Origin of the sequence: Anoxybacillus mongoliensis, assembly GCF_014201515.1 — a bacterium.
Lineage (GTDB): Bacteria > Bacillota > Bacilli > Bacillales > Anoxybacillaceae > Anoxybacillus > Anoxybacillus mongoliensis.
Map to the genome: position 1 here is coordinate 226,245 of NZ_JACHEQ010000001.1, position 25,530 is coordinate 251,774.

Consider the following 25,530-nt stretch of genomic DNA (forward strand, 5'->3'; position numbering starts at 1 on the left):
ATTTACGGATACATCGGCATCGACGTTAATCCCGTTTGTTCATCAAATCCGCACATCACATTTGCATTTTGAATAGCCTGCCCCGCTGCCCCTTTCATTAAATTGTCGATCACGCTCACAATCGTGATGCGGTTTGTTCGCTCATCGTAAGCAAGCCCAATATCGCAATAGTTTGAGCCGTACACGTCTTTCGTACACGGGAAAGACCCTGCTTCTCGAACGCGCACGAACGGGCAATGTTTATATGTTTCTTTATATAACTCTATCATTCTATCAAGCGATACGATGCACGCCGCTTCTACATATATCGTCGCCATAATGCCGCGCGTCATCGGAATTAAATGCGTGCTAAATGTCATCGGTCCGATATGTTCGTTCCAATCACCTAACATTTGTTCAATTTCTGGGATATGCTGATGTGTATTGACTTTGTATATTTTTACGTTTTCATTCGTCTCTGCAAAATGAACGCCAAGCGATACCCCACGCCCTGCACCGGATACGCCCGATTTCGCATCAACAATGATGGAATGTGGCACAATCCATTTTTCAATGACAAGTGGCGCTAATCCGAGCAACGTTGCTGTCGGGTAACAGCCAGGATTGGCGATTAAATTCGCCTTCGCAATGTGCTCACGATTCCATTCCGTTAAACCGTATACTGCCTGTTTGAGCATTTCTTCGTTCGGTGGCGTTTTTTTATACCACTTCGCATATACGCTTCCATCCCGCAAACGAAAGTCTCCAGATAAATCGACGACTTTATATCCTGCCGCAAGCAATTTTGGCGTCCATTCGCTCGATACGCCCGGCGGCGTCGCTAAAAAAACGAGCTCTCCTTCCACTTCGTCGATTCGGATATCGCGCAATACAAAACGTTCTTTCATATGCGGATATACATCATGTAGCGAAACACCACTTTGTGAAGATGAATGGACAGAAGCGACACGCATATACGGATGATGCTGTAATAAGCGAATGAGCTCAATTCCCCCATAGCCTGTCGCCCCAATAATGGAGACTTTCATCAAACCGTTCCCCACTTTCTGTATATTTTATAAATTTAGTTATCATTATAATACTGCATAAAAATAAAATCAAATGTATATTTAAATATTTTTTTATTTTTTCCCTTCCTTTATTGACGCCATATATATTTTTCTTTTTAATGGAATTAGATAACAACAGAAGGTGGTTAGCGTATGACAATTCAACCGATCTCCTTATCCGAGCTTCTTTCCCTTTCTCACCATATGATCGACATACAAAAAGGAGAATATATTTTTCGCGAAGGGGAAACGACAAACGAGCTATATATTGTATGCAAAGGAAAGGTACAATTAAGCAAAATGACCGAGGAAGGGCGCGAACTGTTGCTTCGCATTTGTGAACAAGGCGATGCGTTTGGGGAGATCGTTCCGTTTCAGTTGACGTGCACATGTACCGTCAGCGCAAAAACGATGGAAACAGGAACGTTAGCTGTCATTCACAAGCAGCAACTCGAAGAAAAACTGTTGACAGACCATGCGTTTGCGTTGCGGTTTATGCAGTGGATCCATTTACAATTGCAACGCATGCAAACGAAAATACGCGATTTAATTTTGCACGGAAAAAAAGGGGCGCTTTATTCTACACTTATTCGTTTAACAAATAGCTATGGGGTCGAAACAGACGACGGCATTTTAATCGACTTCCCAATGACAAATCAGGAACTTGCCAACTTTTGCGGCAGCGCTCGCGAAGTCGTCAGCCGCTTATTAAAAGAATTAAAAGAACTCGGCATCATTTCCGTCGAGAAAGGGAAAATCACGATTCACGATGTGCAATTTTTAAAAGATGAAATTCGCTGTGAAGGCTGCCCCATTGATATATGTAACATGAAATAAGCCGACACATTTGTCGGCTTAATAAATAATCATGATAACAAGCGCAAAATAAACAGCATTTACAATTTCATAAATCCCTACTTTTTTAATCGACATCGCTTTTCCATAAAAATAAATGGCACGCACGACGCTTGGTACATACGCGAGAGCAAGCCAACCGTTTCCCGTTGCCACACATGCGACAATGATGATGATATGGAACAACCATGATGCCCACTTATAGCGTGGGTTATTTTTTTCGCGAATCATCGTTTTGACGTAAAATGTACTTCCGATGAAAAATAACATCGAGACAACAAACAACAACCATGCTTTTTCATCGATGTTCCCTGTACCGATGTAATAACTTCCAAGCCCGCCAATCGAAAAGTTGATAATTGCAGCGACATCATTTGTAAACGAACGCTCTTTTTTCTTTTTCGCAAAATACATGTTGACGACAAAAAATGGAATCATAACTAAACCGAAATACAAAAGCGTTGGTTTGTAAGCAAGTGGAATTGCGACAAAGACGAGCGCGATCAACATATATGTGGCAAACCATTGTTTATGACGAGCGTTCGCTTGTTTTTTCACGATTAACGTCCATGTATACGTCGCTAAATAAAGAAAAAACCATGCTATAAAAAGTGGAAGATGAAGCCACGTCGCCTGACCGATATCGATACCAAACAAAAACGGAATAAGTAACATCGCCCAAGCGCCGTGTTGTTTTGGAATAACCATCACATCCCCTCCTTCATCTTCGATTGTATCATCACCTTCCCTCTTTTTTTGTGACTATCATCACACATTTTTATAAATGTGTGACAAACCATTGAACCGTTTGTAAAAACGCCTCGCGCGTCACCTTATGTCCCGCATGTTCATCGATAAGCATCATCAGCGGCTCATGAAACGGCTCAATTTGTTTGTAAAAGGCGTATGTATAGTCAAACGGAACGACGTCATCTTGTTTTCCGTGCCAAATGAAAAGCGGGCGACCGTTTAATTTTTCAGGTTGCAACGATAAATCGTATGCCGTTAATGTGTTGCGTAACGCGTCGAGTTGCTGTTTAGAGAGCGGCAACGTCATCCCTTTTCGCTCTGCAAATTGCAACTGCAAATCGAAAAACGTTTGATAGCACGGGCTTCCCATGAGCGAACCTGCGACGCGAATCCACTCATATTGCGTCAACGCACCGAACGTCACAATGCCCCCCATCGATGTCCCGACGACGCCAATGCGCTTTGGATCAACAAGTTCTCGTTCGACTAGTTCATTTTTTATCTCTTCTAATTCGCGAATGGTCGTTAACACAATATCCCAAAACGATAAATGTAATTGATCGTCCGAAAGTGGATTTGGACGTTCCCCATGATACAGCGCATCCGGCAAAATAACACGATATCCAGCTTCCGCAAGCAAATAGCCAAAATGAAGATTATGTTCTTTCGCGCTCGTAAATCCATGAATAAAAATAACAAGCGGCCGCATATGATGAATATCATCTTCTTTCACAACGTGCAAGCACGGAATGTTTGCGATGGACTCGCGAATAATTGACACCATGTTCTCATCTCCCAGTTTATGTTTTAACATTATATTACCATATAGACAAATATTTTGGAAAAACGATACACTAATAACGAACGATTTTAACGAAAAGGGGAACAAACGATGAACCAACATTTAATTGCAATTGATTTAGACGGGACGTTATTAAAAGAGAATAAAACGATTTCTGAACGTACATATGACGTCATTCAACAAGCAAAACAAGCGGGACATATTGTCGTCATTGCGACGGGACGCCCGTATCGCGCAAGTAAAATGTATTATGAACAACTCGGCTTAACGACGCCGATCGTCAATTTTAACGGCGCATTCGTCCATCATCCAAAAGACGACAGCTGGGGGATGTACCATACGCCATTGCAGTTAGAAACGGTAAGAGAAATTGTTGAAGTAAGCCGAAAGTACAACGTACGCAACATTTTAGCCGAAGTGATGGACGATGTTTATTTTCACGAACATGACGAACAGTTGCTTGATTTATTTAATTTAGGGAACCCAAACGTATATATCGGAAACTTGCGTGACATTTTACGAAAAGAGCCGACAAGCATTTTAATTTTATCTGACGAACAAAACGTCGATCGTATTCGCACATATTTATCAGAAGTGCACGCAAACGTCATTGACCACCGCAGTTGGACAGCCCCGTGGCACGTCATCGAAATCGTCCGTACTGGCATTCATAAAGCGGTCGGGCTTGAAAAAATCGCTTCTTTTTACGGCATTCCACGTGAGCGCGTCATCGCCTTTGGCGATGAAGATAACGATATCGAGATGTTAAAATGGGCAGGGGTAGGCGTTGCGATGGGCAACGCGATTGAACCGCTTAAAGCCGTCGCAGATGATATAACAAAAACAAATGAAGAAGACGGTGTCGCCGTTTATTTGCAATCATTATTAAAGTTATAAAAAATTCCCTCACGTATTGTAGCGCCATATGCGCAAACTATATGCGACGCCATATGCGTCACAAGCGGCAAACAAGGGGGAATATCGTGTGGGTAAACGAAATAAATCAAAACGTTTCGTTCAACAAGGTGCCGATGCAGTGTATAAACATGACGAGCGCATTCCGTATCATATGACGTATGAAGAAGCGGAACGACGCAAAGCAGAAAAAGCGGATCATGCAAATCTTGGGGGATTTTAATATGGGTAATCCGTTATTTCAACAAGCGAAAAAAGCGGTTGCTAAAGCGAAAGAAGAGCGCACTGAACGTGCCATCGCTGTCGCCAAAAATACGCTCTCATCCGCTTTTGCGAACGCCAACGACGCTGAGCGAAGACAACTACACGATTTACAAGATGAACTCGATACGTTGTAAAAAGCTGCGCGATGTGCGCAGCTTTTACTCTTTTCGGAAAAACCCGACGACTTCTGTCGTTTGCATGATGTTCGTGAACGCTTTCGGGTCGACTTCTTTAATAATGCGTTTTAAATCAAACAACTCATAACGTGTAATGACGATCATTAACATATCTTTATCTTCATTTAAAAATGCACCTTTTGCTGGAATGACAGTAATGCCACGAATCATTTGCGATTTGATCGCTTGTTTCATCTCTTCCCCTTTTGTCGTAATAATAAGCGCGGTTAATTTTTGATGGCGCGTATGAATCGCATCAATGACGCGCGTTGTCACATATAATGTCACAAGCGTATAGAGCGCCTTTTCCCAACCGTACATATATCCAGCCGTTAAAATAATAATCGAGTTAAGCGCAAAAATGTACGTCCCGACAGAGCGATCGTTTACGCGCGACAACACAAGCGCAATAATATCTAAACCGCCGGTTGACGCCCCCCATTTTAACGTCCAGCCCGTTCCGACAGCCGCAATGACCCCACCGAATACCGCATTTAATAAAATATCTTCAGAAAGCGAACGAACGGGAATAAGTTCGAGAAATAGCGACATAAATACAACGCTTAAAAAGCTATAAAACGTAAAAGACTTCCCTACTTTTTTCCATCCTAAAATAGCGACAGGAATGTTAAATAAAAAAAGCAACAAGCCGGTTGAAATCGCATAAGGTGTGTAGTCGCCAACAACTTTAGAAATAAGCTGGGCAGCTCCAGCAAACCCACTCGTATATACGTTCGCTGGAATTAAAAATAAATTCATGCCGATGGCGTTCAATAATCCACCGATGATCACGACAAATAGTTTTTTTACGTCCACAGAACATCCTCCTACAAAGCACTAAGATTGTTTTTTTTCATCATAATCGCTACACTTAAAATAAGTACATACATAGGGGTGATGGAAATGAATATTAAAATTATAGCGGATAGCGGGTGCGATTTGCCACTTTCTTTTATACAAGAAAAACAAATTGCTTTTTTGCCGTTAGCTGTACATATAAACGACCGCGACTACGACGACCAACTAACCATTCAACCAAAGCAAGTGTACGATGCGATGCGCAATGGGGACGTGCCGAAAACGTCGCAAGCGAAACCGTCACAAATGGAAGAGCTATTTACGACATTCGCCAAAGAAAACATCCCTGCTATTTATATTGCCTTTTCCTCTGCTTTATCTGGTACGTATCAAACAGCTGTCATGATAAAAAACGATGTGCTTGAACAATACCCTCACGCAAAATTGACCGTCATCGACTCCAAATGTGCATCGCTCGGTCTTGGACTTGTCGTAAAAAAAGCGGTTGAGCTTGCGGAAAGCGGTATGGCGTATGAAGATGTCGTGACGACCGTTGAAACGTATTGTCGCCATATGGAACATATTTTTACCGTCGATGATTTGCAATATTTAGCGCGCGGTGGGCGCGTCAGCAAAACGGCGGCGTTTGTCGGTGGCGTGTTAAACATTAAACCGCTTCTTCACGTCGAGGACGGAAAGTTAATTCCGATTGAAAAAGTGCGCGGACGGAAAAAAGTATTGAAGCGCATGGTCGAACTCATGCAAGAGCGCGGAGCAGACGTGCAAAACCAACTCATCGGCATTAGCCATGGCGATGACGAACAAACGGCGCTCGAACTAAAAGCGATGATTGAAGAAACGTTCGGTTGTAAACAATTTTTCATTTCCGAAATTGGCGGCGCCATCGGAGCGCATGCTGGTCCAGGCACGATCGCCCTCTTTTTCTTGAATAAACAACTCGAGCAATGATTACACTACTTTTCAAAGGGGGCAAAAATATGACGAGCGATAACGACAAAAAAGCAAAAGACAATAATGCCAAACGACACGAAAAAAATATGGAGCGCGAAAAAAACCGTCAAGCTGGTAAACGTGCCTACTCAAAAGAAACAAATCATCTGTAAAGAAAAAGATGCTCGCGCGGAGCATCTTTTTCTATTTCATTTGAAACTTTGCCATCGTCTGTTGTAAATCATCTGTAAGTTGACGCAACGTCGTCACTTTTTCGCTCATTTTTTTGAACGCTTCTAACTGCTCCACCATCGACGCAGCAATTTCTTCGCTACCTGCTGCCGATTGCTCAACGACCGCACTAATGCTTTCAACGTTTTGCAAGACGTTTTTGCCAAGCTCTTTCGATTCATCCATGCCGATGACAAGCGCCTGAATATCAGTTGTAATATGGTGTACTTTTTTCTCAATGGCACTAAACGCCTCTGTCGTTGTCTCAATGGCTTTTGTTTGTGCTTCAGCAATATTTACTCCACGGCGAACGGCTTCAGTCACGTTCGTTAACCCCGATTGAATGAGGTGAACCATCTCAAAAATTTGACTTGTCGCTTTTGACGATTCTTCCGCAAGCTTGCGTACTTCTTCAGCAACGACGGCAAACCCTTTGCCCGCTTCTCCCGCCCGCGCCGCTTCAATTGCTGCATTTAGCGCCAGCAAATTCGTTTGCGTCGCAATGTCAGATACTGCTTTTGCCATATCTTCAATTTTTCTTGCATACGTCGCAAACTGTTCCGTCGATTGTTCAATGGAGGCAGTCGCTTGTGCATTTTCGTCAATAAACGCTTTTTGTTCCGCTAATGCGGCTTGACCGTGCACAATCGCTGCGACTGCTTCATCGCTATAACGAGCTGTTTGTTCGGTGCGCCCAACGTTTTCTTGTACAGTATGTTCCATCCGTTCAATCAGTTGCACCGCATGTTGTAAGTCTTCAGAAATGCTTTGCGCTCCAGCGGACAATTCGTTTGTTGATACAGCTACTTGATTATTAATTTCTGTTAACGTTTTTGTTTCCTCATCAATTTCTTTCGCAAACGTCTCCACTTGCTTGCTTACTGTATCAACCGATTGAAGCAAGCTATTCAGCTGATCAGCCATCGTTGCAAATGCCTCATTTAAATCAGCCAGCTCGTCCCTCCCGTTATACTTCACAGGCTCAATGCGCAAATTGCCGCTTGCAATTTGTTTCGCATTTTCAGCGATTTTTCTTAGCGGCGCTGTAATTTTTTGTGTTAGTCTAAATCCGCTAAATCCTGCAAACAATAACACAACCGCAATCGCCACGAGCGAAATGGTAATAACGCTCGAAATTTGTTTTTGTAACGTTTGTTGCATGTACGTATAATACTCGCTCACATATGCGTTGACGACATATATGTCGTTCAATACCCCTTCCGCGCGCATCGACTGGCGGCGGATTTCTGCTACATTTCGCGCATCAAGTGCCGCTTTCGATTCTTTTGCTAGCACGTCAAATTTTTTATTCGCTTGTTCAAGTGCAGCACGAATATACGATTGGGTCAGTCCTTTATTTAATACGCGAAGCAACTTTTCTGATTCTTCAAGATGAATGAATACTTCTTGTTTATTTCCTTCTGTTGGACTATACGCATAGTTGCTTAAACTTTGTTTCGTTGCTTTCAGCTCTGCTTGCAAATGTTGCGCCTTCATCATAAGCGGGACGAAATCTTGATTGGACGATTGAATCGAAAGCATATTCATAATAATAAAGACAATAATAGCACCGGCAATGACTGGCGTTGCTAATGAATGAAATAATAATCGTTGTTTAATCGACATCGTATCCCTCCTTTATTGCGTGATGCCGTTTGTCGCTTTTTCTTTCCATTTTTCAAGCATCGCTTGTTGTTCTGGACTGAGCGTCACGACACGAATCGGTGCTAAATCGACGCCGTTTTCTTTTAAGCCAAGTTCAACCGTTCCTTTTGGCACTTCTTTCTTTTCAACATACTGTTTAATGACCGTATATAATGCCACATCTACATTTTTTAACATCGATGTGACAACCGCTTTTTCCGCATAAAAATATTGGTCACTATCAACACCGATCGCGTACTTTTTGTTCATCTCCGCCTCGCGTAGCACCCCAACGCCTGTAAACCCAGCCGCCGCATACAACACATCTGCACCGTTGGCAATCATTTGTTTGGCGATTTGTGCCCCAAGTTTGTCATCACCGAAATTGCCGGCATACACTTCTTGCACGTTTGCTTCTGGCTTTACCGCTTTTACTCCTTGAATAAAGCCGTTTGCAAATTTACGAATTAACGGCACATCCGCTCCACCAACGAAGCCGACGTTATTCGTTTTCGTCAGCATCGCTGCGACAACACCTGCTAAAAAACTTCCTTCATCTTCTTTAAACGTAATGGACGTAATGTTTGGGAGGTCAGATACCGCATCAATTAATATAAATTGCTGTTTCGGATATTTTTTGGCGACTTTTTCTAAATCTTGTTGCACCATAAAACCGAGTCCGATGACGAGATCGTTTCCTGCTTCAACGAGTTCCGTTAACCCTTTTTCATACGTTTCGCTTTCTTTTAACTCACGGTAGTCAAAAAAGATGCCGAGCTCATCTCTCGCTTTCATCAGTCCTTTAAACGCGGAGTCGCTAAACGATTGATCGCCAAGTCCAACGTCTGATAACATAATTCCCACTTTTATTCGCTCTTTCGGCTGAAAGGAGCTCGTTTGTGAACACCCCGCGGCAAGCAAGAAAACGAATGCCACCATGAGTGAAATCATTTTTTTCATAAAATTCCCTCATCTCCTTATCTTTCGATCAAATCTCACTTCATTTATTATATCGACAACATTCGACAGTTTGTTTACTTTTTATATATAAAGATTTTGTAAAGTTGTTCATATGTCAACAATCGACTATAATGGAAACACAACGAATTTATATTGAGGTGATGTATATGTCAAAAGAAAGTTCATTTGATATCGTGTCGAAAGTCGATTTGTCGGAAGTGGCAAACGCCGTCAACATCGCGTTAAAAGAAATTCAAAACCGCTATGATTTTAAAGGAAGTAAAAGCGACATTTCACTTGAAAAAGATGAACTCATTTTAATTTCTGACGATGAATTTAAGCTCGAGCAACTTAAAGACGTGCTCATCGGCAAGCTCATTAAGCGCGGTGTGCCAACGAAAAACATTCAATACGGAAAAATTGAACCTGCCTCTGGCGGAACGGTGCGCCAACGTGCTAAACTCGTTCAAGGCATCGACAAAGACAATGCGAAAAAAATTAACACAATCATTAAAAATACAGGCTTAAAAGTAAAAAGTCAAATTCAAGAAGACCAAATTCGCGTCAGCGGCAAAAGTAAAGACGATCTACAAAAAGTGATTGCCGCCATTCGCGAAGCAGACTTGCCAATTGACGTCCAATTCGTCAACTATCGTTAAGAAGGCGCGCAGCCTTCTTTTTTATTTTCAAATAAAATAGTTGAATATTTCTAAAAAATCAGTTACATTTATGAGTAACTTCATATAACATCTTATCGAGAGAAGGGGAGGGACTGGCCCGATGAACCTTCAGCAACCTGACGATCGTCAAGGTGCTAAGTCCAGACAAGCGATTCGCTTGGAAGATAAGAAGGAGCGCACAACGTCTTCTTCTTATGGAGAAGACTTTTTTAGTTTGAAAAAGAAACGGAGGAATGGACGTGGGACTGTTAGACGATTTAAAACAACGCATCGTCATCGCCGATGGAGCGATGGGGACATTATTATATGCGCACGGCATCGATCGTTGCTTTGAAGAATTAAACATAACAAAACCGGAAGAAATCGTTCATATTCATGAAGCGTATATCGAAGCAGGAGCTGAAGTGATCCAAACGAACACATATGGCGCCAACTATGTAAAACTTGCTCGCTACGGCTTGCAAGACGATGTGAAAGAAATCAATAAAGCGGCTGTCCAACTTGCCAAACAAGCCTCAAAAGAACGCGCCTACGTGCTCGGTACGATCGGAGGATTGCGCAGCACAAACAAAAGCACGATTTCGCTTGAAGAAGTGAAACGGACGTTCCGTGAACAGCTGTATGTGCTTTTACATGAGGGAGTCGATGGGCTGTTGCTTGAAACGTATTACGATTTCGAAGAATTACAAACTGTTCTTTCCATCGCTCGTAAAGAAACGACGTTGCCGATCATCGCCCACGTCACGCTTCATGACATTGGCGTCTTGCAACATGGCATGCCGCTTGCTGAGGCGCTTTATCAATTAGAACTACTTGGCGCCGATGTCGTCGGCTTAAACTGTCATCTCGGTCCATATCATATGTTGCGTTCGCTCGAAGAAGTGCCGATTCCAACGCGCGCCTTTTTATCGGTGTACCCGAACGCGAGCTTGCCACAATACCGCGACGGACGATTCATTTACGAAACGAGCGAACAATATTTTGAAGAAACGGCCCGCGCGTTTCGTGATCAAGGAGTACGACTCATTGGTGGCTGTTGTGGCACGACGCCAAAACATATCGCTGCGCTCGCACGCGCCCTTCCCGACCGCACACCTGTATATAAAAAAGAAGTAAAACAACGACATACAATCGTCGTTCAAGAAGCAGAACAAACGAAAGAGCCTTCCCTCGCCGACATCGCACGCACGCGACGGACGATTATCGTTGAGCTCGATCCGCCAAAAAAACTCGGTTTAACAACATTTTTAGAAGGAGCAAAAGCGCTAAAAGAAGCACATATTGATGCATTAACGCTTGCCGACAACTCGCTTGCGACACCGCGCATTAGCAACGTCGCCGTCGGAACGATCGTCAAACAACAGCTAAATATGCGCCCACTTATTCATATTACATGCCGTGACCGCAACTTAATCGGCTTGCAGTCGCATTTAATGGGGCTTCATACGCTCGGCATGACCGACGTGCTCGCTTTAACCGGCGATCCGTCCAAAGTCGGCGATTTTCCAGGCGCAACGTCCGTATACGATTTATCATCATTTGACCTCATTTCATTAATTCGGCAATTTAACGAAGGGCTTTCGTATTCAGGTAAACCGCTCGGACAAAAAACGAACTTTTCCATCGCTGCGGCCTTTAACCCGAACGTGCGCCATTTAGATAAAGCAGTGAAACGGCTAGAGAAAAAAATCGAATGCGGTGCGCACTACTTTTTAACACAACCGCTGTATAGCGAAAAACAAATTGAAGACGTATATGAAGCGACAAAACATTTACCAACGCCGATTTACATCGGCATTATGCCGCTCACAAGCGCGCGCAACGCGGACTTTTTACATCATGAAGTGCCAGGCATTACGCTGTCAGACGACATTCGTGCCCGCATGGCTGCGTGCGCCAACGATCCTGTTCAATCAACAAAAGAAGGCTTGGCGATCGCTAAATCACTCATCGACGCCGCATTCGATTTATTCCGCGGTATCTATTTAATTACGCCATTTTTACGCTACGACATGACGGTCGAACTCGTTCGCTACATTCATGAAAAAGAGCGGCTCACAAAAGAAAGGACGGTTTACTATGGCTAGTTTGTTTGAACAGCTGGAGAAAAAAATTTTAATTATTGACGGTGCGATGGGAACGATGATTCAATCGGCAAACTTAACAGCGGACGATTTTGGCGGTGAAGCGTACGAAGGGTGTAACGAATATTTAACACTCACTGCCCCGCACATCATTTCACATATTCATGAAGCTTATTTTGCCGCAGGAGCAGACATCGTTGAAACGAATACGTTCGGAGCGACACGCATCGTCTTAGACGAATACAATCTCGGCCATTTGGCGCTTGAATTAAATATCGAAGCAGCAAAACTTGCGAAACGAGCGGCGGAAAAATATACAACAAGCGATCACCCTCGCTTCGTTGCTGGCTCGATGGGTCCAACGACAAAAACGCTCTCCGTCACAGGAGGAGCGACATTTGCGGAACTCGTTTCTTCCTATGAAGAACAAGCGCGTGGCTTACTGCTTGGCGGCGTTGATTTGTTGTTGTTAGAAACGTGCCAAGATACGTTGAACGTGAAAGCTGCTTTTCTCGGCATTACCGAAGCGTTCAAAACGGTTGGAAAGCAAGTGCCGCTAATGATTTCTGGAACGATTGAACCGATGGGAACGACGCTTGCCGGGCAAACGATCGAATCGTTTTTTATTTCGATTCAACATATGAAACCATTTGCGGTCGGTTTAAACTGCGCAACAGGTCCTGAATTTATGACCGATCATTTGCGCTCACTCGCTTCATTAGCGAACACCGCCGTCAGCTGCTATCCGAACGCTGGTCTTCCTGACGAAGAAGGACATTATCACGAAACGCCAGACATGCTTGCAAAAAAAATTCGCCAATTTGCCGAAAAAGGATGGCTAAATATCGTCGGCGGCTGTTGCGGCACGACGCCACAACATATTCAAGCGATTGCCGAAGCCGTACGCGACATTCCACCGCGTGCGATCCCGAAACAGTTTGCGATGCACGCTGTCTCAGGCATTGATGCACTTATTTATGACGAAACGATGCGACCGCTCTTTGTCGGCGAACGAACGAACGTCATCGGTTCGCGCAAATTTAAGCGGCTCATCGCGGAAGGCAAATACGAAGAAGCGGCAGAAATTGCCCGTGCCCAAGTAAAAAATGGGGCGCACGTCATCGACATTTGTTTGGCGGACCCTGACCGCGACGAAAAAGAAGATATGGAGCAATTTATTCAACAAGTCGTGAAAAAAGTGAAAGTGCCGCTTGTGATCGACTCAACCGATGAAGACGTCATCGCCTGCGCCTTGTCGTATTCGCAAGGAAAAGCAATCATCAACTCCATTAATTTAGAAGACGGCGAAGAGCGCTTTGAAAAAATTGTTCCGCTTCTTCATCAATACGGGGCAGCGGTCGTCGTCGGCACGATTGACGAACAAGGAATGGCGATTGACGCGAAACGAAAACTAGACATCGCCCTTCGTTCATACGATTTACTCGTCAACAAATATGGCGTTTCACCGCACGACATTATTTTCGACCCGCTCGTTTTTCCGATCGGCACAGGAGACGAACAATACATCGGCGCAGCAAAAGAAACGATCGAAGGCATTCGTCTCATCAAACAGCATTTACCAAACTGTTTAACGATGCTCGGCATTAGCAACGTCTCATTCGGTTTGCCACCTGTCGGACGCGAAGTGTTAAACTCCGTCTTTTTATACCATTGCACGCAAGCCGGACTCGATTATGCGATCGTCAATACAGAAAAATTAGAGCGGTTCGCTTCCATTCCAGAAGAAGAAGTGCGCTTAGCTGAAGCGTTGTTATTTGACACAAACGATGAAACGTTAAACGCGTTTATTCAGTTTTATCGCGATAAAACAAAACAGCCGAAACAAAAAGACGTCCATATGACGTTAGAAGAACGGCTCGCCACATATATCATTGAAGGAACGAAAGATGGGCTGATCGAAGATTTGACGCTCGCCTTACAGACGTACAGCCCGCTTGACATTATTAACGGTCCACTGATGAACGGAATGGACGAAGTCGGTCGCCTATTTAACGATAACCAGCTCATCGTCGCGGAAGTGTTGCAAAGCGCAGAAGTGATGAAAGCGGCCGTCGCCTTTTTAGAGCCATATATGGAAAAAAACGAAACGAGCGTGAAAGGAAAAGTGTTGCTGGCAACAGTCAAAGGCGATGTGCACGACATCGGCAAAAATTTAGTCGACATTATTTTAAGCAACAACGGATTTCACGTCGTCGATTTAGGCATTAAAGTAACGCCGCAACAGCTCATCGAAGCGGTACGACACGAACAGCCCGATATGATCGGTTTATCCGGGCTACTTGTGAAGTCGGCCCAACAAATGGTGCTCACCGCCCAAGACTTAAAACAAGCGGGCATTTCGTTACCGATTTTAGTTGGCGGCGCGGCTCTTTCACGCAAATTTACCGATACGAAAATCGCACCCGAATATGACGGCATCGTTTTATATGCAAAAGATGCGATGGAAGGACTTTCGCTTGCCAATCGCATCGTCCAACAAGACATCGCCTATGAGAAGAAAGAAAAAGTCGAACTTGTCACAAAACAACAAAGCGCTGTCGCTGTTATGACAAAATCGAACGTGAAGCCAGCGCCTGTTTATGTTCCGACCGATACAGAGCGACATATATTGCAACACATTCCGCTTTCTCATATTGAGCCGTACGTCAATTGGCAAATGCTTCTTGGGCACCATCTCGGTTTAAAAGGAAATGTAAAAAAGCTGTTGGCGGAAGGAAACGAAAAAGCAATCATGTTAAAAGAGTTGATCGATGAACTGCTCGCTGAAGCAAAACAAACAACGTCACTTGCACCAAAAGCGGTATATCAATTTTTCCCAGCGAAAAGCGACGGCAATACGGTCATCATTTACGACCCGCGCGATCAACAAACGGTCATTGAAACGTTTACGTTTCCAAGGCAAACGAAAGCACCGTACTTATGTTTAGCAGACTACCTTTCTAGCGAACAAATCGACTACGTCGGGCTATTTGCTGTTACCGCTGGAGCAGGTGTACGCGATTTAGCATTACGTTTCAAAGAAGAAGGACAATTTTTAAAAAGCCATGCGATTCAAGCGTTAGCGCTTGAACTAGCGGAAGGATTAGCAGAGCGCGTTCATCAAATTATGCGCGACCGTTGGGGCTTTCCTGATTCGCCTGATTTTACGATGGAAGAACGGTTTGCAGCAAAATACCAAGGACAACGTTTTTCTTTCGGCTACCCTGCTTGTCCAAATCTCGAAGACCAAGAGAAACTATTCCGCCTTTTACGCCCAGAAGAAATCGGCATTCATTTAACGGAAGGCTATATGATGGAACCAGAAGCATCCGTTTCAGCGATCGTCTTCGCCCATCCGGAAGCGAGATACTTTAATGTGTTGTGAAAAAGCTGACTTTAGTCAGCTTTTTCACAAATCAATCCCTTTGATCGCATGAACGCCTTCATGGTAATAATGTTTCACTTCTTTCATTTCCGTCACTAAATCGGCAAGTTGAATGATTTCCTCTTTTGCCCCTCTTCCTGTTACGACAACGTGCGTATGCGCAGGCTTGTTCATTAGCGTATGCACAACATCTTGTATTGGCAAAACATCGTCAATCGGAAACGACGTAATCGCTAACGCCACATTTAACTCATCTAAAATGACGACATCGTATATCCCCGATTGCACACGTTCTTTCGCTAACGACCACCCTTTTAGTAACGCTTCGCGATGCTCAGCTGGCGTTTTCGTCCACGTAAAACCAACTCCTGTTTGGTGCACGTCGATGCCGAGCTGCTGTAATATTTTCGCTTCGCCATATGGACGGTGCGGCGACTTAATAAATTGAATGACGATCACCTTTTTCCCATGACCTGCCGCACGAACGGCAAGACCGACCGCGGCGGTTGTTTTTCCTTTTCCGTCTCCTGTATAAACAATCACCATGTTTCTTCCACCCACTTTAACTGATCGTGTAAGCGTACAACCTCTCCAACAACAATAACAGCAGGGGAAGAAAGTTGCTTTTCATTGGCGATGTCAACAATCGTTTGTAACGTACCGACAACGGTTCGTTGCTCTGTCGTCGTTGCCCATTCAATGACAGCAACAGGGGTATGCCCATCTTTCCCATGCCGTTGTAATTGTTCGCAAATGTAAGCGATATTTGCCATCCCCATATAAAATACGATCGTATCTGTTGCATGACTTAATGCATCCCAGCGAATACGATCACGTTCTCCGCTTTCATGCCCAGCAATAAATGTCACTCCCCCCGCATAGTTGCGATGCGTCACCGGAATGCCAGCATATGCTGGCGCGGCCACACCAGCTGTCACACCTGGAACGATTTCATACGGAATGCCATGTGCACGCAAATGTTCTGCCTCTTCGCCACCGCGACCGAACATAAACGGATCGCCGCCCTTTAATCGTACAACTGTTTTTCCTTGCAATGCATATTCCACAAGCCATTCATGAATGCGTTGTTGAATGTTTCCGTGTTTTCTCGGCTCTTTCCCGCAATAGATAAGCTCGGTGCCTTCTTTCGCATAAGTCAACAGCTGTTTACTAATAAGTCGATCGTAAATAATGACATCTGCCTTTTCAATACATTCCCGTCCGTATACAGTAATGAGCTTCGGATTCCCCGGACCTGCCCCAACAATATATACTTTTCCTTTACTCATGATGATCGCTCCCTGTCGATACGTTAGCGGAGGCAAATGTCGCCATATGAAGCATCGCCGTCGCCATATGGACAATTGGAAATGCGACCGCCGCTCCGCTTCCTTCGCCAAGACGCATATGTAAACGAACGAGCGGCTCTTTGTTTAACAACTGAAGGGCGATGCGATGTCCCGGCTCGACAGATTCATGACCAGCAATCATATAATGAACGACTTGCTCATTCAACCGTTGCGCAATTAGTGCAGCAACTGTACAAATAAAACCGTCAAGCAAAATCGGAATGCGCCGTTCCGCCGCCGCAACCATCGCTCCTGCCATCGCCGCGATTTCAAACCCACCGATTTTTGTCAATAAATCGAGCGGATCGGACGGATTCGGCTTATGGAGCAGAAGCGCTCGTTCAATAACCGATCGTTTATGGTGAACTGCCTCATCATGAATGCCTGTTCCTTTGCCGACAAGCTCTGCAACGTTGCGACCGCTTATAGCTGCCAGCAACGCACTTGCCGTCGTCGTATTGCCGATGCCCATTTCGCCAACAATTAAACAGCGAATTCCTTGATCTATCATTTCATTCGCCTGACGATGTCCAACTTGTACCGCTCGTTCGGCTTCTTCTTTCGTCATCGCTTGCTCATCGACAAAATTGTTCGTCCCATATGCTACTTTTTCGGCGATGACACGTTCTTCATGAATATCAATCGCCACGCCAACATCGACAACTGAAAATATTGCGCCAATTTGTTTGCTAAATACGTTAATAGCAGCCCCGCCACGCACAAAATTGAGCACCATTTGCGCAGTCACTTCTTGCGGATACGCGGACACCCCTTCTTTTGCGATGCCGTGGTCAGCTGCAAACACGAGCACGCCCGGTGGCGTCACGCTCGGAAAACGCTCCCCTGTCATTTTCGCAATCTCGATCGCTAATTCCTCCAGCCGCCCAAGACTTCCCCGTGGTTTTGTTAATTGATCAATATAATTGCGCACTTCTTCACCAATTTGTTCATAAAGCATTTTATTCTCCCCCTTGAAATGCAATCATTTTTTGTTCAATCGCGTTCACATCGACATGTTTTTCAACGCAGTCGGCTAGCTCATCAAACGCTCGCGCTCGCAATTGCCGATAATGTGGGCGCTCCATTAACGGTGAAAGTTGTTTTTTTCCTCGCACATCATTTAACAAATAATGACGAAACGCGTCGTTATGAAATATGTCGTGCATATACGTACCAATGATGCGTTCATCTTTTGTTTTACACCCGTCTGTTTTTCCTTTTAACAAAATAAGTGGATCACCTTGCTTTACGATCGAACGTCCCATATGAATTTCATAACCTTTTACATAAAACATTTCGTTTTTGTACACTAATGTTCCTTCACATAGCACTGTCGTTTTTTCACACGAAAGTGTCGTCTCAATCGGCAACAAACTTAATCCATCGATGTCATCGAGCGGTGTTTCAACATGAAACGGATCTTTTATACACTGTCCAAGCATTTGATATCCGCCACAAACACCGATTATTGTCACATCCGATCGTTCATATAAACGGCGAATGTGAGAAAATAAACCGATTTCTTTTAAAAAACGAACGTCTTCAATCGTATTTTTACTTCCGGGCAAAATGAGTATGTCTGGCTCGCCTAACAGCGACGCGTCCGTCACAAACCGCACGGAACAGTCCGGTTCGGCAAAAAACGGATCGATATCAGTAAAGTTAGACATGCGCGGATATTGAATGACCGCTACATCGATCGCTTTCTCATCGTCTTTTTTTGTCGTATAACGAGAAAGCGTCACCGAATCTTCAGCATCGATTCGCATAGGCACATACGGCACAACCCCGAGCACCGGCACGCCTGTATATTGCTCAAACCATCGCAAACCCGGTTGAAGAAGTGAAAGGTCGCCGCGAAATTTATTAATGATGACACCAATGACGCGGTGGCGATCTTGTTCCTCTAATAGTTGCAACGTGCCGACTAAACTCGCAAACACTCCGCCGCGTTCAATATCACCAACAAGCACGACCGGCGCATTCGCCATGCGTGCTACACGCATATTCACAAGCTCCCGATCATTTAAATTTACCTCTGCTGGGCTTCCGGCTCCTTCGATGACGAGCCGATCGTATTGCTTCATCAACATATCAAGCGATTGTTGAATAAGCTGAAGTCCAGTATGAAAAAACTCGCTTCGGTAGTCGCTCGCCTTCATATTTCCGTACGGTTTTCCATGTACAACAATTTGCGCTTCTTGATCGCGGCTTGGCTTAATTAAAATCGGATTCATATGCGTCGTCGCCAACACGCCTGCTGCTTCCGCCTGCACCCCTTGCGCGCGCCCGATTTCTTTTCCGTCAACCGTCACATATGAATTGAGCGACATATTTTGTGATTTAAATGGAGCTGTTTTCCATCCTTTTCGTGCAAAGATGCGACAAAAGGCAGTTGCAAGGATGCTTTTTCCAGCATCTGAATGCGTCCCTTGAAACATAATTGGAAGCGCCTTACGCATCGTCTTTCACCTCGCTACACGCCTTCAACCATCGCTCAACAAGCAAAGGATTAGACGGAAAATAAAAATGAACGTAACCAGCGACAAGACGCTTGTCCATGTAGCCATCTTTTTTACACCCGCGCAACCCCTTTACTTCATACGCAAACTTTCCTGCCGTGCGTGGAATAAACGTCGAATAGTGAAATTCATGCCCTTTCGCTTTGTCTTGTTCAAGCAAAAAGTTTCCTTCTTCTCCTGTCACTTCACGATATCCAAGCGCTGCAAGCGCTCGTTGCATACGTACGTGCCCCGGAATAATACCGACCATCTCATAATATCGTTCGTCAGTTGTCATAATTCCTTCCGTTAAATACATAAATCCGCCGCACTCCGCAAGCGTCGGCAAACCGCGGTGAATCGCCTCGGCAATCGAACGCTTCGCTTGTTCATGACGGGCAAGTTCAGCTGCAAATTCCTCTGGAAAACCTCCGCCAATGTACAATCCGTGCACATCGTTCGGCACACATTCACCGACGAGTGGAGAAAAATAAACGAGTGTTGCCCCATACGCCTGAAGCATTTCTAAATTTTCTTCGTAATAAAAATGAAATGCAGCATCTTTCGCGACAGCTATGCGCACATCGTACGTTTGTTTTGGTGTAAAAAACGGTTCGCTATGAAGGATGGTCGTTTCCGCTAGTTTCCATATAGCATCTAAATCGAACGTTTGCGCGATGCGCTTCCCAAGCCTCTCAAAAAACGGTTGAAGCTCTCCACGTTCCACAGATGGAACAAGCCCTAAATGACGCTCTGGAATCTTCAAATCGTTTTCTTTTAACAAATAGCCAACGACAGGAATACCGCATTGTTGTTCAATCGCTTCTTTGACGAGGCGAAAATGTCCTTCGCTCCCAACGCGATTCGCAATAACTCCAACGATGCGAACGCGCTCATCAAACCGTTGAAATCCGCGCACAACTGCCGCAGCGCTACGCGCCATCCCTGAACAGTCGATGACTAACAAAACAGGGCTTTCGGTGATGATGCTAATTTCTGCAGTGGAACCTTCATTTGTCGTCGCTCGCTTCCCATCAAATAGTCCCATCACCCCTTCGATGATCGACAAATGCGCTCCTTCGCTCCCACGGCTACATACGTGGCGCACAATTTGTTCGTTCCCCATCCAACTATCTAAGTTGCGCGAACGTCTTCCTGTTACCGCTGTATGATACGTCGGATCAATATAATCAGGCCCGCACTTAAAGCCTTGCACAACATATCCTTTTTGTTTAAATGCGCTCATTAAGCCGAGCGTCACCGTCGTTTTGCCGACACCGCTTCCCGTTCCTGCAACGACAATTCTCCTCACTCTTGTCCCTCCCATAGTGCAACAGAAATCGTTACATTCCCGCTCTTTTTTTTCGTTAACACAAGCTTATTTTGTCCGCTATATCGCTTCGCTGCAGGTTCGCTTACCCCGTATGCTCCCGTGTAGCGGAATACCGTTTCCGAAGGGTCATCGATCGGAACGTCGTTCAACTGCTCAGGCGTGTAAAAAATAAGCGGCCATTGATATTTGTTTGCGACGGCTAGCAACCCTTCTTCATCTTTTTTTAAATCGATCGTGCATAATGCTTTGACACTTTTTATTGAAAAACGAAGCTGTTGTAGCGTTTCATCAATGACGTGTTCAATTTCTTCTGCGCTCGTCCCACGATTACAGCCGATACCAATGACAATCACTTTTGGGCGATATAACACCCCGTTTTGTAAAATCGCTTCTTCCTCTTTTTCGAGCAAGCGATGCGTGACAATAAGCGCCGCATCCGGCTTCGCTTCAAGCGCCTCAACAATCGAGGTATATTGCCGAATATTTGATGGAATCGGCGTATCATACGTCCACCAATTGCGCTCTCCTGATTCTTGGACAATCGCGACATGTTGCTCATTAACAACCGCAGCGCTCACAGGTGTCAAATTGTTTTCATTTTCCCATTCCCATCCGAACGAGTGACCGAATAAGTCAACCGCAATCGTTTGCTGCACATCGGATGCTGTCGTAATGATTGGACGAGCGTCAAGCAAATTCGCCACTTTCCTTGTCAGCTCATTGGCTCCTCCTAAATGACCAGATAATACACTAATGACATGTTCTGCTTTATCATCAATTACAACAACAGCAGGATCTGTCTTTTTATCTTTTAGCAACGGAGCAATCATGCGTACAACAGCACCGAGGGAAATGATGAGAATCAGCCCGCGATACGTTGAAAACAATTGCGGCAACAACAACCGAACATTTCCTGAAAATAAATGAATACCTTTCTCATGTTCGTCCCCTTTCGCAAATTTATCCGTATAATAAATGTGCGCATGCGGAAGTTGATCGCATAGCTTTCTTGCAATACGTACCCCATGTTTCGTAATCGCGACAACAGCATACATCTTACTTCCCTCCTTTGCGATAGCCGTGCGTAAATGTTTCATCATATAATTTTGAGCGATACGATTCATCTAGTTCATTCGAAAGCGCCCATCCCGCTAAAATAAGAGCGTGTTGGCGAATGCCATGGCGCTGCATCTCTTCATGAAGCATGCCAACCGTTGTGCGTACAATTTTTTCGTCTGGCCACGTCGCCTTATACACAACAACAACAGGTGTTCGGTCGCTCCATCCCGCTTCAAGAAGAGCAGCAGTTATTTTTTTCGTTAATGTTGCGCTTAAAAACAGGGCAATCGTGCAATGATGTTTCGCAAGAGAAGCGAGCTGCTCTTTTTCTGGTACAGGCGTTCTTCCTTCCGCACGCGTAAAAATAACCGTTTGCGTTAAGTTCGGCACCGTCAACTCCACTTGCGCCGCAGCGGCAGCAGCAAACGCTGAACTGACCCCTGGTACAATTTCCACGTCGATTCCCTCTTTTTTCAAAAGAGCAATTTGTTCCAACGTCGCTCCATAAATCGACGGATCACCTGTATGAAGCCGTACAACAACGTGTCCTTTCTTTACTTCTTCACACATAAGCGAAACGATTTGTTGCAGATGCATGCCAGACGTACGAAAAATACGCGCCTCTGTTTTCGCATATGTAAGCAGTTCTTCATTGACGAGTGAATCAGTATAAAAAATCACATCCGCTTGCTGCAACAACTTCATTCCTCTGACTGTAATTAAATCGCTCGCTCCTGGACCAGCTCCAACAATATATATTTTCACTTTCTCACCACCATTAACGTTAAATATGGCAACGACACATGATCTAATTGCTCGATGTCCCATATCACTTCTTCATGTGACGTCACTTTCGTCACAACTGCCGCTTTTTTTGTTAAGTTCATCTCTTTTAAAATCGATAAAAGAAGGGGCATCACTTTCGCGACTTTTAAAAAAATGACACAATCATGCGCTTCGATCGCTTTTTTCATCGCATCGTAATCATCTCGTGCAGGAACGATCGCAATCGTCTCATCTCCATCAGCTAGCGGTAATTGCAACCGTGCCGCCGCCCCATTGATAGAAGAAACACCTGGAACGATTTCGATCGATACATCCGGATATTTCATTTGCATAGTGCGCATAAAATGAATACACGTACTGTATAAAAGCGGATCTCCTTCCGTCACGAATGCAACATGTTTTCCTTCGCGCAAATGTTCCCATACATTATCTACCGTTTCATCCCATTTTTCGCGCAGCACGTTTTCATCTTTTGTCATCGGAAAAACGAGACCAAGCATATGCTTTTCGGACGGGGAAAAGTATGCCTCTACAATTTGTTGCGCATAACTTTTACTGCCGTTTGTCTTTTTCGGATAGGCGATGACAGCTACTTCTTTTAAACGCCGAAACGCTTTTACCGTCAATAGTTCAGGATCGCCCGGACCAACGCCTATACCATATAACTTACCGATCATTTTTTTCATCCTTTCGTGCTGAAATGATGTAAATTGGATTTAACGCATCAAAACGTGTCAATTGTAAAATCGGTTTGCTTCGTGAAAATTGGGCAAGCAAAATATCGACATGATACCCATATTGACGAAACGCTTCCATCGCTTCATATAACGTTTCAATCGTCACCGCATTCACGACGATGCGCCCCCCTTGTTTTAACCGCGCGCAACAAACTCCAACAATATCCCGTAAACTTCCTGATGTCCCTCCAATAAAGACGGCATCTGGATCAGGAAACAGCTCTAATTGTTCTGGCGCTCGACCGTGAACAAGTGTAAAATCGGCGCGAAACTTTTTCATATTTTTCTGACACATTTCTATGTCATGAGCGTTTTTCTCAATCGCAAATACAGCCCCTTCACGAGCCATTTTTGCCGCTTCAATCGCTACCGATCCTGTACACGTTCCGATATCCCATACGACGCTTTTTTCATGAAGACAAAGCGCTTGCAAGCTTAAGACGCGAACTTCTTTTTTCGTAATGAGCCCTTTTTCTGGTTTTCTCTGAAAAAACTCTTCATCCTCTATACCAAACGTCCAACTCGGTCCTTTATGAACACGTCGTAAAACGACAATATTTAAGGGAGAGAACTTGTCATCTTTCATCTCTTCTAACGTCATGAATCGGCAGCGTTCGTTTTCTCCCCCAAGGTTTTCCCCAACAAACGCCTCATATTCTGTAATTCCATATTCTAAAAGATATGAAGCAATCGCACGCGGATCGTTCGTTTCATCTGTTAAAATGGCTACTTTTTCTTTTCCATCTATACGCTGAGCAAGCCCTTTCATCGAACGTCCGTGCAAACTAACGACATATGCATCGTGCCAGCTTTCTCCTATTTTCGCAAACGCCCATTGGAGCGAACTGACAGAAGGATATACTTCAATCGGAACTTTTTTCGCTAAATAACTACCGATTCCGTAAAATAGCGGATCACCAGATGCTAAAATGACCGTTTTTTTCGACCCGTTTACAAGCGTTTCAAAAAGCGATGATAAGTTGCTTCGAATAACGATTTTTTCCCCTTTGTAGTGAGGAAAAAAAGACAGTTGCCTTTCTCCGCCAACGAGCCGTTCGCTCTCATGAATCCATCGTTCATACAGCGCCGGAAGAGAATCTGTCCCATCAGCTCCAATCCCGATTAATTTCATTCGCTCCATCGTTTCGCACCGCCCTTCCTAACCGTTGTCCTTTTAACGTATAAAGCGTCGTTTCAATGACCATTCCGCCACGCACTTCCCGCAACGCATGTTGACAACAATAATCACATAACAAATCAAAAAACGATAAATATCCTGCTTCGTACATCATATCTCCAACTTGTGACGCGGTATTCGCTTGTTTCACCGCTTCAATGAGGGGTGGCGGAGCACCTGCTTGCTTCGCAACATCTGCTAAAAATTGAAAGTCAACCGGCGCACTTTTGGAATGAACCATCATGACGCCTTGGGCGACTTTTGAAAATTTCCCCATCATCCCAACGAGCGACACCGTTTGAATCCCAAGCCTTTTGCATTGTTTCAACGTAAATCCAACAAAATCACCCATTTCAATAAATGCTTCTTCTTTCAAATGAGGATATTGTTTCATCGCATACGCTTCGCTTCTTCCGCCTGTCGTGACAACAACATGATCACAACCGCAAGCAACCGCCACTTCGAGCGCACGCACAATACTTGCTCGATACGCTGATGTCGAAAATGGAACAACGATGCCGCGGGTGCCTAAAATCGAAATGCCTCCAACGATACCAAGACGACCGTTTAACGTTTTTTTCGCGATTTCTTCTCCATTTGGAACAGAAATGATAATGCGTACTCCGCGTGTTAAGCGATGTTCGGTCAGTAAATGACGAGCAACGTCCGTCATCATTTGACGCGGTACGGGATTAATCGCTGCTTCGCCAACTGGAATAGGCAATCCCGGTTTTGTTGCTCTTCCGACGCCTTCTCCTCCGTCAATATGAATTCCTTCTTCCGTCCAGAAAACTGTCGCAACAATGGAAGCACCGTGCGTCACATCAGGATCGTCCCCCCCATCTTTCACCACGGTCGCACTCGCTCGATCTTTCTCAATTTCACAAGAAACGATCGGAAAAGTGACTTCCCGCCCGATCGGCAACATAATTGTCGCTTCTGTTTGCTTCCTTCCAGTAATAAGCGCACATAACGCTGCTTTTGTCGCCGCGGTTGCACATGCGCCAGTCGTATATCCTTCACGCAATTTCTCTTTCTCCATAC

25 protein-coding genes and 1 riboswitch are annotated in these 25,530 nt (G+C 44.6%); of the genes, 9 read left to right on the forward strand and 16 right to left on the reverse strand.

All coding sequences use genetic code 11. The annotated features are described in order from the left end of the window. Positions 1-2: 2 nt before the first annotated feature. Complete coding sequence (argC, locus tag HNR43_RS01195) at positions 3-1,028, reverse strand: N-acetyl-gamma-glutamyl-phosphate reductase (protein ID WP_183240463.1); 1,026 nt, start codon at positions 1,026-1,028, stop codon at positions 3-5. A 174-nt stretch (positions 1,029-1,202) separates the two neighbouring features. Between argC and HNR43_RS01200 the strand changes: the two genes are divergently transcribed. Continuing rightward, complete coding sequence (locus HNR43_RS01200) at positions 1,203-1,886, forward strand: Crp/Fnr family transcriptional regulator (protein ID WP_183240466.1); 684 nt, start codon at positions 1,203-1,205, stop codon at positions 1,884-1,886. 18 nt (positions 1,887-1,904) lie between these two features. On the opposite strand, the gene HNR43_RS01205 is transcribed toward HNR43_RS01200, so the two are convergent. Together HNR43_RS01205 and HNR43_RS01210 are read right to left on the reverse strand one after the other, a co-directional pair. Continuing rightward, complete coding sequence (locus HNR43_RS01205) at positions 1,905-2,612, reverse strand: YwiC-like family protein (protein ID WP_183240468.1); 708 nt, start codon at positions 2,610-2,612, stop codon at positions 1,905-1,907. 70 nt (positions 2,613-2,682) lie between these two features. After that, positions 2,683-3,438 carry an alpha/beta fold hydrolase gene (locus HNR43_RS01210; protein ID WP_183240470.1) on the reverse strand — a complete coding sequence of 252 codons (756 nt, stop codon included), beginning with the start codon at positions 3,436-3,438 and terminating at the stop codon, positions 2,683-2,685. A 108-nt stretch (positions 3,439-3,546) separates the two neighbouring features. On the opposite strand from HNR43_RS01210, the gene HNR43_RS01215 reads away from it, so the two are divergent. The 3 genes from HNR43_RS01215 to HNR43_RS01225 all read left to right on the forward strand — a co-directional run bounded on the left by HNR43_RS01215 (position 3,547) and on the right by HNR43_RS01225 (position 4,769). After that, a complete protein-coding gene (locus HNR43_RS01215; protein ID WP_183240473.1) occupies positions 3,547-4,353 on the forward strand; it encodes a Cof-type HAD-IIB family hydrolase in 807 nt (268 codons plus the stop codon). 88 nt (positions 4,354-4,441) lie between these two features. After that, positions 4,442-4,594, forward strand: coding sequence for a hypothetical protein (locus HNR43_RS01220; protein WP_167338088.1), 153 nt, complete (start codon positions 4,442-4,444; stop codon positions 4,592-4,594). 1 nt (position 4,595) lies between these two features. Beyond that, entirely contained in the window at positions 4,596-4,769 is a 174-nt protein-coding gene (locus tag HNR43_RS01225; protein WP_183240475.1) for a DUF3813 domain-containing protein, read from the forward strand. 24 nt (positions 4,770-4,793) lie between these two features. Here the strand turns inward: HNR43_RS01225 and HNR43_RS01230 are convergent, their stop codons facing one another. Then, the gene (locus tag HNR43_RS01230; protein WP_183240477.1) at positions 4,794-5,627 is read right to left on the reverse strand and encodes a YitT family protein; all 834 of its coding nucleotides are present in this window, start codon (positions 5,625-5,627) and stop codon (positions 4,794-4,796) included. 87 nt (positions 5,628-5,714) lie between these two features. On the opposite strand from HNR43_RS01230, the gene HNR43_RS01235 reads away from it, so the two are divergent. Together HNR43_RS01235 and HNR43_RS01240 are read left to right on the forward strand one after the other, a co-directional pair. Continuing rightward, positions 5,715-6,578, forward strand: coding sequence for a DegV family protein (locus HNR43_RS01235; protein ID WP_183240480.1), 864 nt, complete (start codon positions 5,715-5,717; stop codon positions 6,576-6,578). A gap of 29 nt (positions 6,579-6,607) precedes the next feature. After that, positions 6,608-6,733, forward strand: a complete 126-nt coding sequence (locus tag HNR43_RS01240; protein ID WP_003395443.1) for a DUF3941 domain-containing protein — start codon at positions 6,608-6,610, stop codon at positions 6,731-6,733. Positions 6,734-6,764: 31 nt separating this feature from the next. Here the strand turns inward: HNR43_RS01240 and HNR43_RS01245 are convergent, their stop codons facing one another. Together HNR43_RS01245 and HNR43_RS01250 are read right to left on the reverse strand one after the other, a co-directional pair. Then, positions 6,765-8,417 carry a methyl-accepting chemotaxis protein gene (locus HNR43_RS01245; RefSeq protein ID WP_183240482.1) on the reverse strand — a complete coding sequence of 551 codons (1,653 nt, stop codon included), beginning with the start codon at positions 8,415-8,417 and terminating at the stop codon, positions 6,765-6,767. A gap of 12 nt (positions 8,418-8,429) precedes the next feature. Then, the gene (locus HNR43_RS01250; RefSeq protein ID WP_183240485.1) at positions 8,430-9,395 is read right to left on the reverse strand and encodes a BMP family lipoprotein; all 966 of its coding nucleotides are present in this window, start codon (positions 9,393-9,395) and stop codon (positions 8,430-8,432) included. A 167-nt stretch (positions 9,396-9,562) separates the two neighbouring features. Here HNR43_RS01250 and HNR43_RS01255 point away from each other — a divergent pair, with 167 nt between their 5' ends. The 3 genes from HNR43_RS01255 to metH all read left to right on the forward strand — a co-directional run bounded on the left by HNR43_RS01255 (position 9,563) and on the right by metH (position 15,544). Next, complete coding sequence (locus tag HNR43_RS01255) at positions 9,563-10,054, forward strand: YajQ family cyclic di-GMP-binding protein (RefSeq protein WP_183240487.1); 492 nt, start codon at positions 9,563-9,565, stop codon at positions 10,052-10,054. Between the two features lie 89 nt (positions 10,055-10,143). Beyond that, positions 10,144-10,246: riboswitch (SAM riboswitch) on the forward strand. A gap of 68 nt (positions 10,247-10,314) precedes the next feature. Beyond that, on the forward strand, positions 10,315-12,162 hold the full coding sequence (locus tag HNR43_RS01260; RefSeq protein WP_183240489.1) for a bifunctional homocysteine S-methyltransferase/methylenetetrahydrofolate reductase: 1,848 nt from the start codon (positions 10,315-10,317) through the stop codon (positions 12,160-12,162). Further along, the gene (gene metH, locus HNR43_RS01265) at positions 12,155-15,544 is read left to right on the forward strand and encodes a methionine synthase (protein ID WP_183240491.1); all 3,390 of its coding nucleotides are present in this window, start codon (positions 12,155-12,157) and stop codon (positions 15,542-15,544) included. The genes HNR43_RS01260 and metH overlap by 8 nt, the downstream gene beginning before the upstream one ends. Before the next feature lie 24 nt (positions 15,545-15,568). On the opposite strand, the gene cobO is transcribed toward metH, so the two are convergent. The 10 genes from cobO to HNR43_RS01315 are packed head-to-tail and all read right to left on the reverse strand — an operon-like array spanning position 15,569 to position 25,528. Further along, a complete protein-coding gene (cobO, locus tag HNR43_RS01270; protein WP_183240493.1) occupies positions 15,569-16,090 on the reverse strand; it encodes a cob(I)yrinic acid a,c-diamide adenosyltransferase in 522 nt (173 codons plus the stop codon). Next, entirely contained in the window at positions 16,084-16,833 is a 750-nt protein-coding gene (gene cobA, locus HNR43_RS01275) for a uroporphyrinogen-III C-methyltransferase (RefSeq protein ID WP_183240495.1), read from the reverse strand. Before cobA ends, cobO begins: the two co-directional genes overlap by 7 nt. Further along, the gene (gene cobT / locus HNR43_RS01280) at positions 16,826-17,851 is read right to left on the reverse strand and encodes a nicotinate-nucleotide--dimethylbenzimidazole phosphoribosyltransferase (protein ID WP_183240498.1); all 1,026 of its coding nucleotides are present in this window, start codon (positions 17,849-17,851) and stop codon (positions 16,826-16,828) included. Before cobT ends, cobA begins: the two co-directional genes overlap by 8 nt. A gap of 1 nt (position 17,852) precedes the next feature. Further along, positions 17,853-19,355, reverse strand: a complete 1,503-nt coding sequence (locus tag HNR43_RS01285) for a cobyric acid synthase (RefSeq protein WP_183240501.1) — start codon at positions 19,353-19,355, stop codon at positions 17,853-17,855. Beyond that, on the reverse strand, positions 19,348-20,721 hold the full coding sequence (locus tag HNR43_RS01290; RefSeq protein WP_183240503.1) for a cobyrinic acid a,c-diamide synthase CobB: 1,374 nt from the start codon (positions 20,719-20,721) through the stop codon (positions 19,348-19,350). The genes HNR43_RS01285 and HNR43_RS01290 overlap by 8 nt, the downstream gene beginning before the upstream one ends. Next, positions 20,703-21,782 carry a cobalt-precorrin 5A hydrolase gene (locus HNR43_RS01295; protein WP_183240505.1) on the reverse strand — a complete coding sequence of 360 codons (1,080 nt, stop codon included), beginning with the start codon at positions 21,780-21,782 and terminating at the stop codon, positions 20,703-20,705. Before HNR43_RS01295 ends, HNR43_RS01290 begins: the two co-directional genes overlap by 19 nt. A gap of 1 nt (position 21,783) precedes the next feature. Next, the gene (cobM, locus tag HNR43_RS01300) at positions 21,784-22,551 is read right to left on the reverse strand and encodes a precorrin-4 C(11)-methyltransferase (RefSeq protein WP_183240507.1); all 768 of its coding nucleotides are present in this window, start codon (positions 22,549-22,551) and stop codon (positions 21,784-21,786) included. After that, positions 22,548-23,249 carry a precorrin-2 C(20)-methyltransferase gene (gene cobI / locus HNR43_RS01305; protein ID WP_171334716.1) on the reverse strand — a complete coding sequence of 234 codons (702 nt, stop codon included), beginning with the start codon at positions 23,247-23,249 and terminating at the stop codon, positions 22,548-22,550. The genes cobM and cobI overlap by 4 nt, the downstream gene beginning before the upstream one ends. Continuing rightward, entirely contained in the window at positions 23,239-24,450 is a 1,212-nt protein-coding gene (cbiE, locus tag HNR43_RS01310) for a precorrin-6y C5,15-methyltransferase (decarboxylating) subunit CbiE (protein WP_171334717.1), read from the reverse strand. The genes cobI and cbiE overlap by 11 nt, the downstream gene beginning before the upstream one ends. Further along, positions 24,416-25,528, reverse strand: a complete 1,113-nt coding sequence (locus HNR43_RS01315) for a cobalt-precorrin-5B (C(1))-methyltransferase (protein WP_183240510.1) — start codon at positions 25,526-25,528, stop codon at positions 24,416-24,418. Before HNR43_RS01315 ends, cbiE begins: the two co-directional genes overlap by 35 nt. Positions 25,529-25,530: the final 2 nt, after the last annotated feature.

Coding starts and splice junctions, on each gene's coding strand:
- argC (WP_183240463.1), bottom strand. CDS start 1,028: ATGAAAGTCTCCATTATTGGGGCGACAGGCTATGGGGGAATTGAGCTC.
- HNR43_RS01200 (WP_183240466.1), top strand. CDS start 1,203: ATGACAATTCAACCGATCTCCTTATCCGAGCTTCTTTCCCTTTCTCAC.
- HNR43_RS01205 (WP_183240468.1), bottom strand. CDS start 2,612: ATGGTTATTCCAAAACAACACGGCGCTTGGGCGATGTTACTTATTCCG.
- HNR43_RS01210 (WP_183240470.1), bottom strand. CDS start 3,438: ATGGTGTCAATTATTCGCGAGTCCATCGCAAACATTCCGTGCTTGCAC.
- HNR43_RS01215 (WP_183240473.1), top strand. CDS start 3,547: ATGAACCAACATTTAATTGCAATTGATTTAGACGGGACGTTATTAAAA.
- HNR43_RS01225 (WP_183240475.1), top strand. CDS start 4,596: ATGGGTAATCCGTTATTTCAACAAGCGAAAAAAGCGGTTGCTAAAGCG.
- HNR43_RS01235 (WP_183240480.1), top strand. CDS start 5,715: ATGAATATTAAAATTATAGCGGATAGCGGGTGCGATTTGCCACTTTCT.
- HNR43_RS01240 (WP_003395443.1), top strand. CDS start 6,608: ATGACGAGCGATAACGACAAAAAAGCAAAAGACAATAATGCCAAACGA.
- HNR43_RS01245 (WP_183240482.1), bottom strand. CDS start 8,417: ATGTCGATTAAACAACGATTATTATTTCATTCATTAGCAACGCCAGTC.
- HNR43_RS01250 (WP_183240485.1), bottom strand. CDS start 9,395: ATGAAAAAAATGATTTCACTCATGGTGGCATTCGTTTTCTTGCTTGCC.
- HNR43_RS01255 (WP_183240487.1), top strand. CDS start 9,563: ATGTCAAAAGAAAGTTCATTTGATATCGTGTCGAAAGTCGATTTGTCG.
- metH (WP_183240491.1), top strand. CDS start 12,155: ATGGCTAGTTTGTTTGAACAGCTGGAGAAAAAAATTTTAATTATTGAC.
- cobO (WP_183240493.1), bottom strand. CDS start 16,090: ATGGTGATTGTTTATACAGGAGACGGAAAAGGAAAAACAACCGCCGCG.
- cobA (WP_183240495.1), bottom strand. CDS start 16,833: ATGAGTAAAGGAAAAGTATATATTGTTGGGGCAGGTCCGGGGAATCCG.
- cobT (WP_183240498.1), bottom strand. CDS start 17,851: ATGCTTTATGAACAAATTGGTGAAGAAGTGCGCAATTATATTGATCAA.
- HNR43_RS01285 (WP_183240501.1), bottom strand. CDS start 19,355: ATGCGTAAGGCGCTTCCAATTATGTTTCAAGGGACGCATTCAGATGCT.
- HNR43_RS01290 (WP_183240503.1), bottom strand. CDS start 20,721: ATGGGAGGGACAAGAGTGAGGAGAATTGTCGTTGCAGGAACGGGAAGC.
- HNR43_RS01295 (WP_183240505.1), bottom strand. CDS start 21,782: ATGTATGCTGTTGTCGCGATTACGAAACATGGGGTACGTATTGCAAGA.
- cobI (WP_171334716.1), bottom strand. CDS start 23,249: ATGATCGGTAAGTTATATGGTATAGGCGTTGGTCCGGGCGATCCTGAA.
- cbiE (WP_171334717.1), bottom strand. CDS start 24,450: ATGGAGCGAATGAAATTAATCGGGATTGGAGCTGATGGGACAGATTCT.
- HNR43_RS01315 (WP_183240510.1), bottom strand. CDS start 25,528: ATGGAGAAAGAGAAATTGCGTGAAGGATATACGACTGGCGCATGTGCA.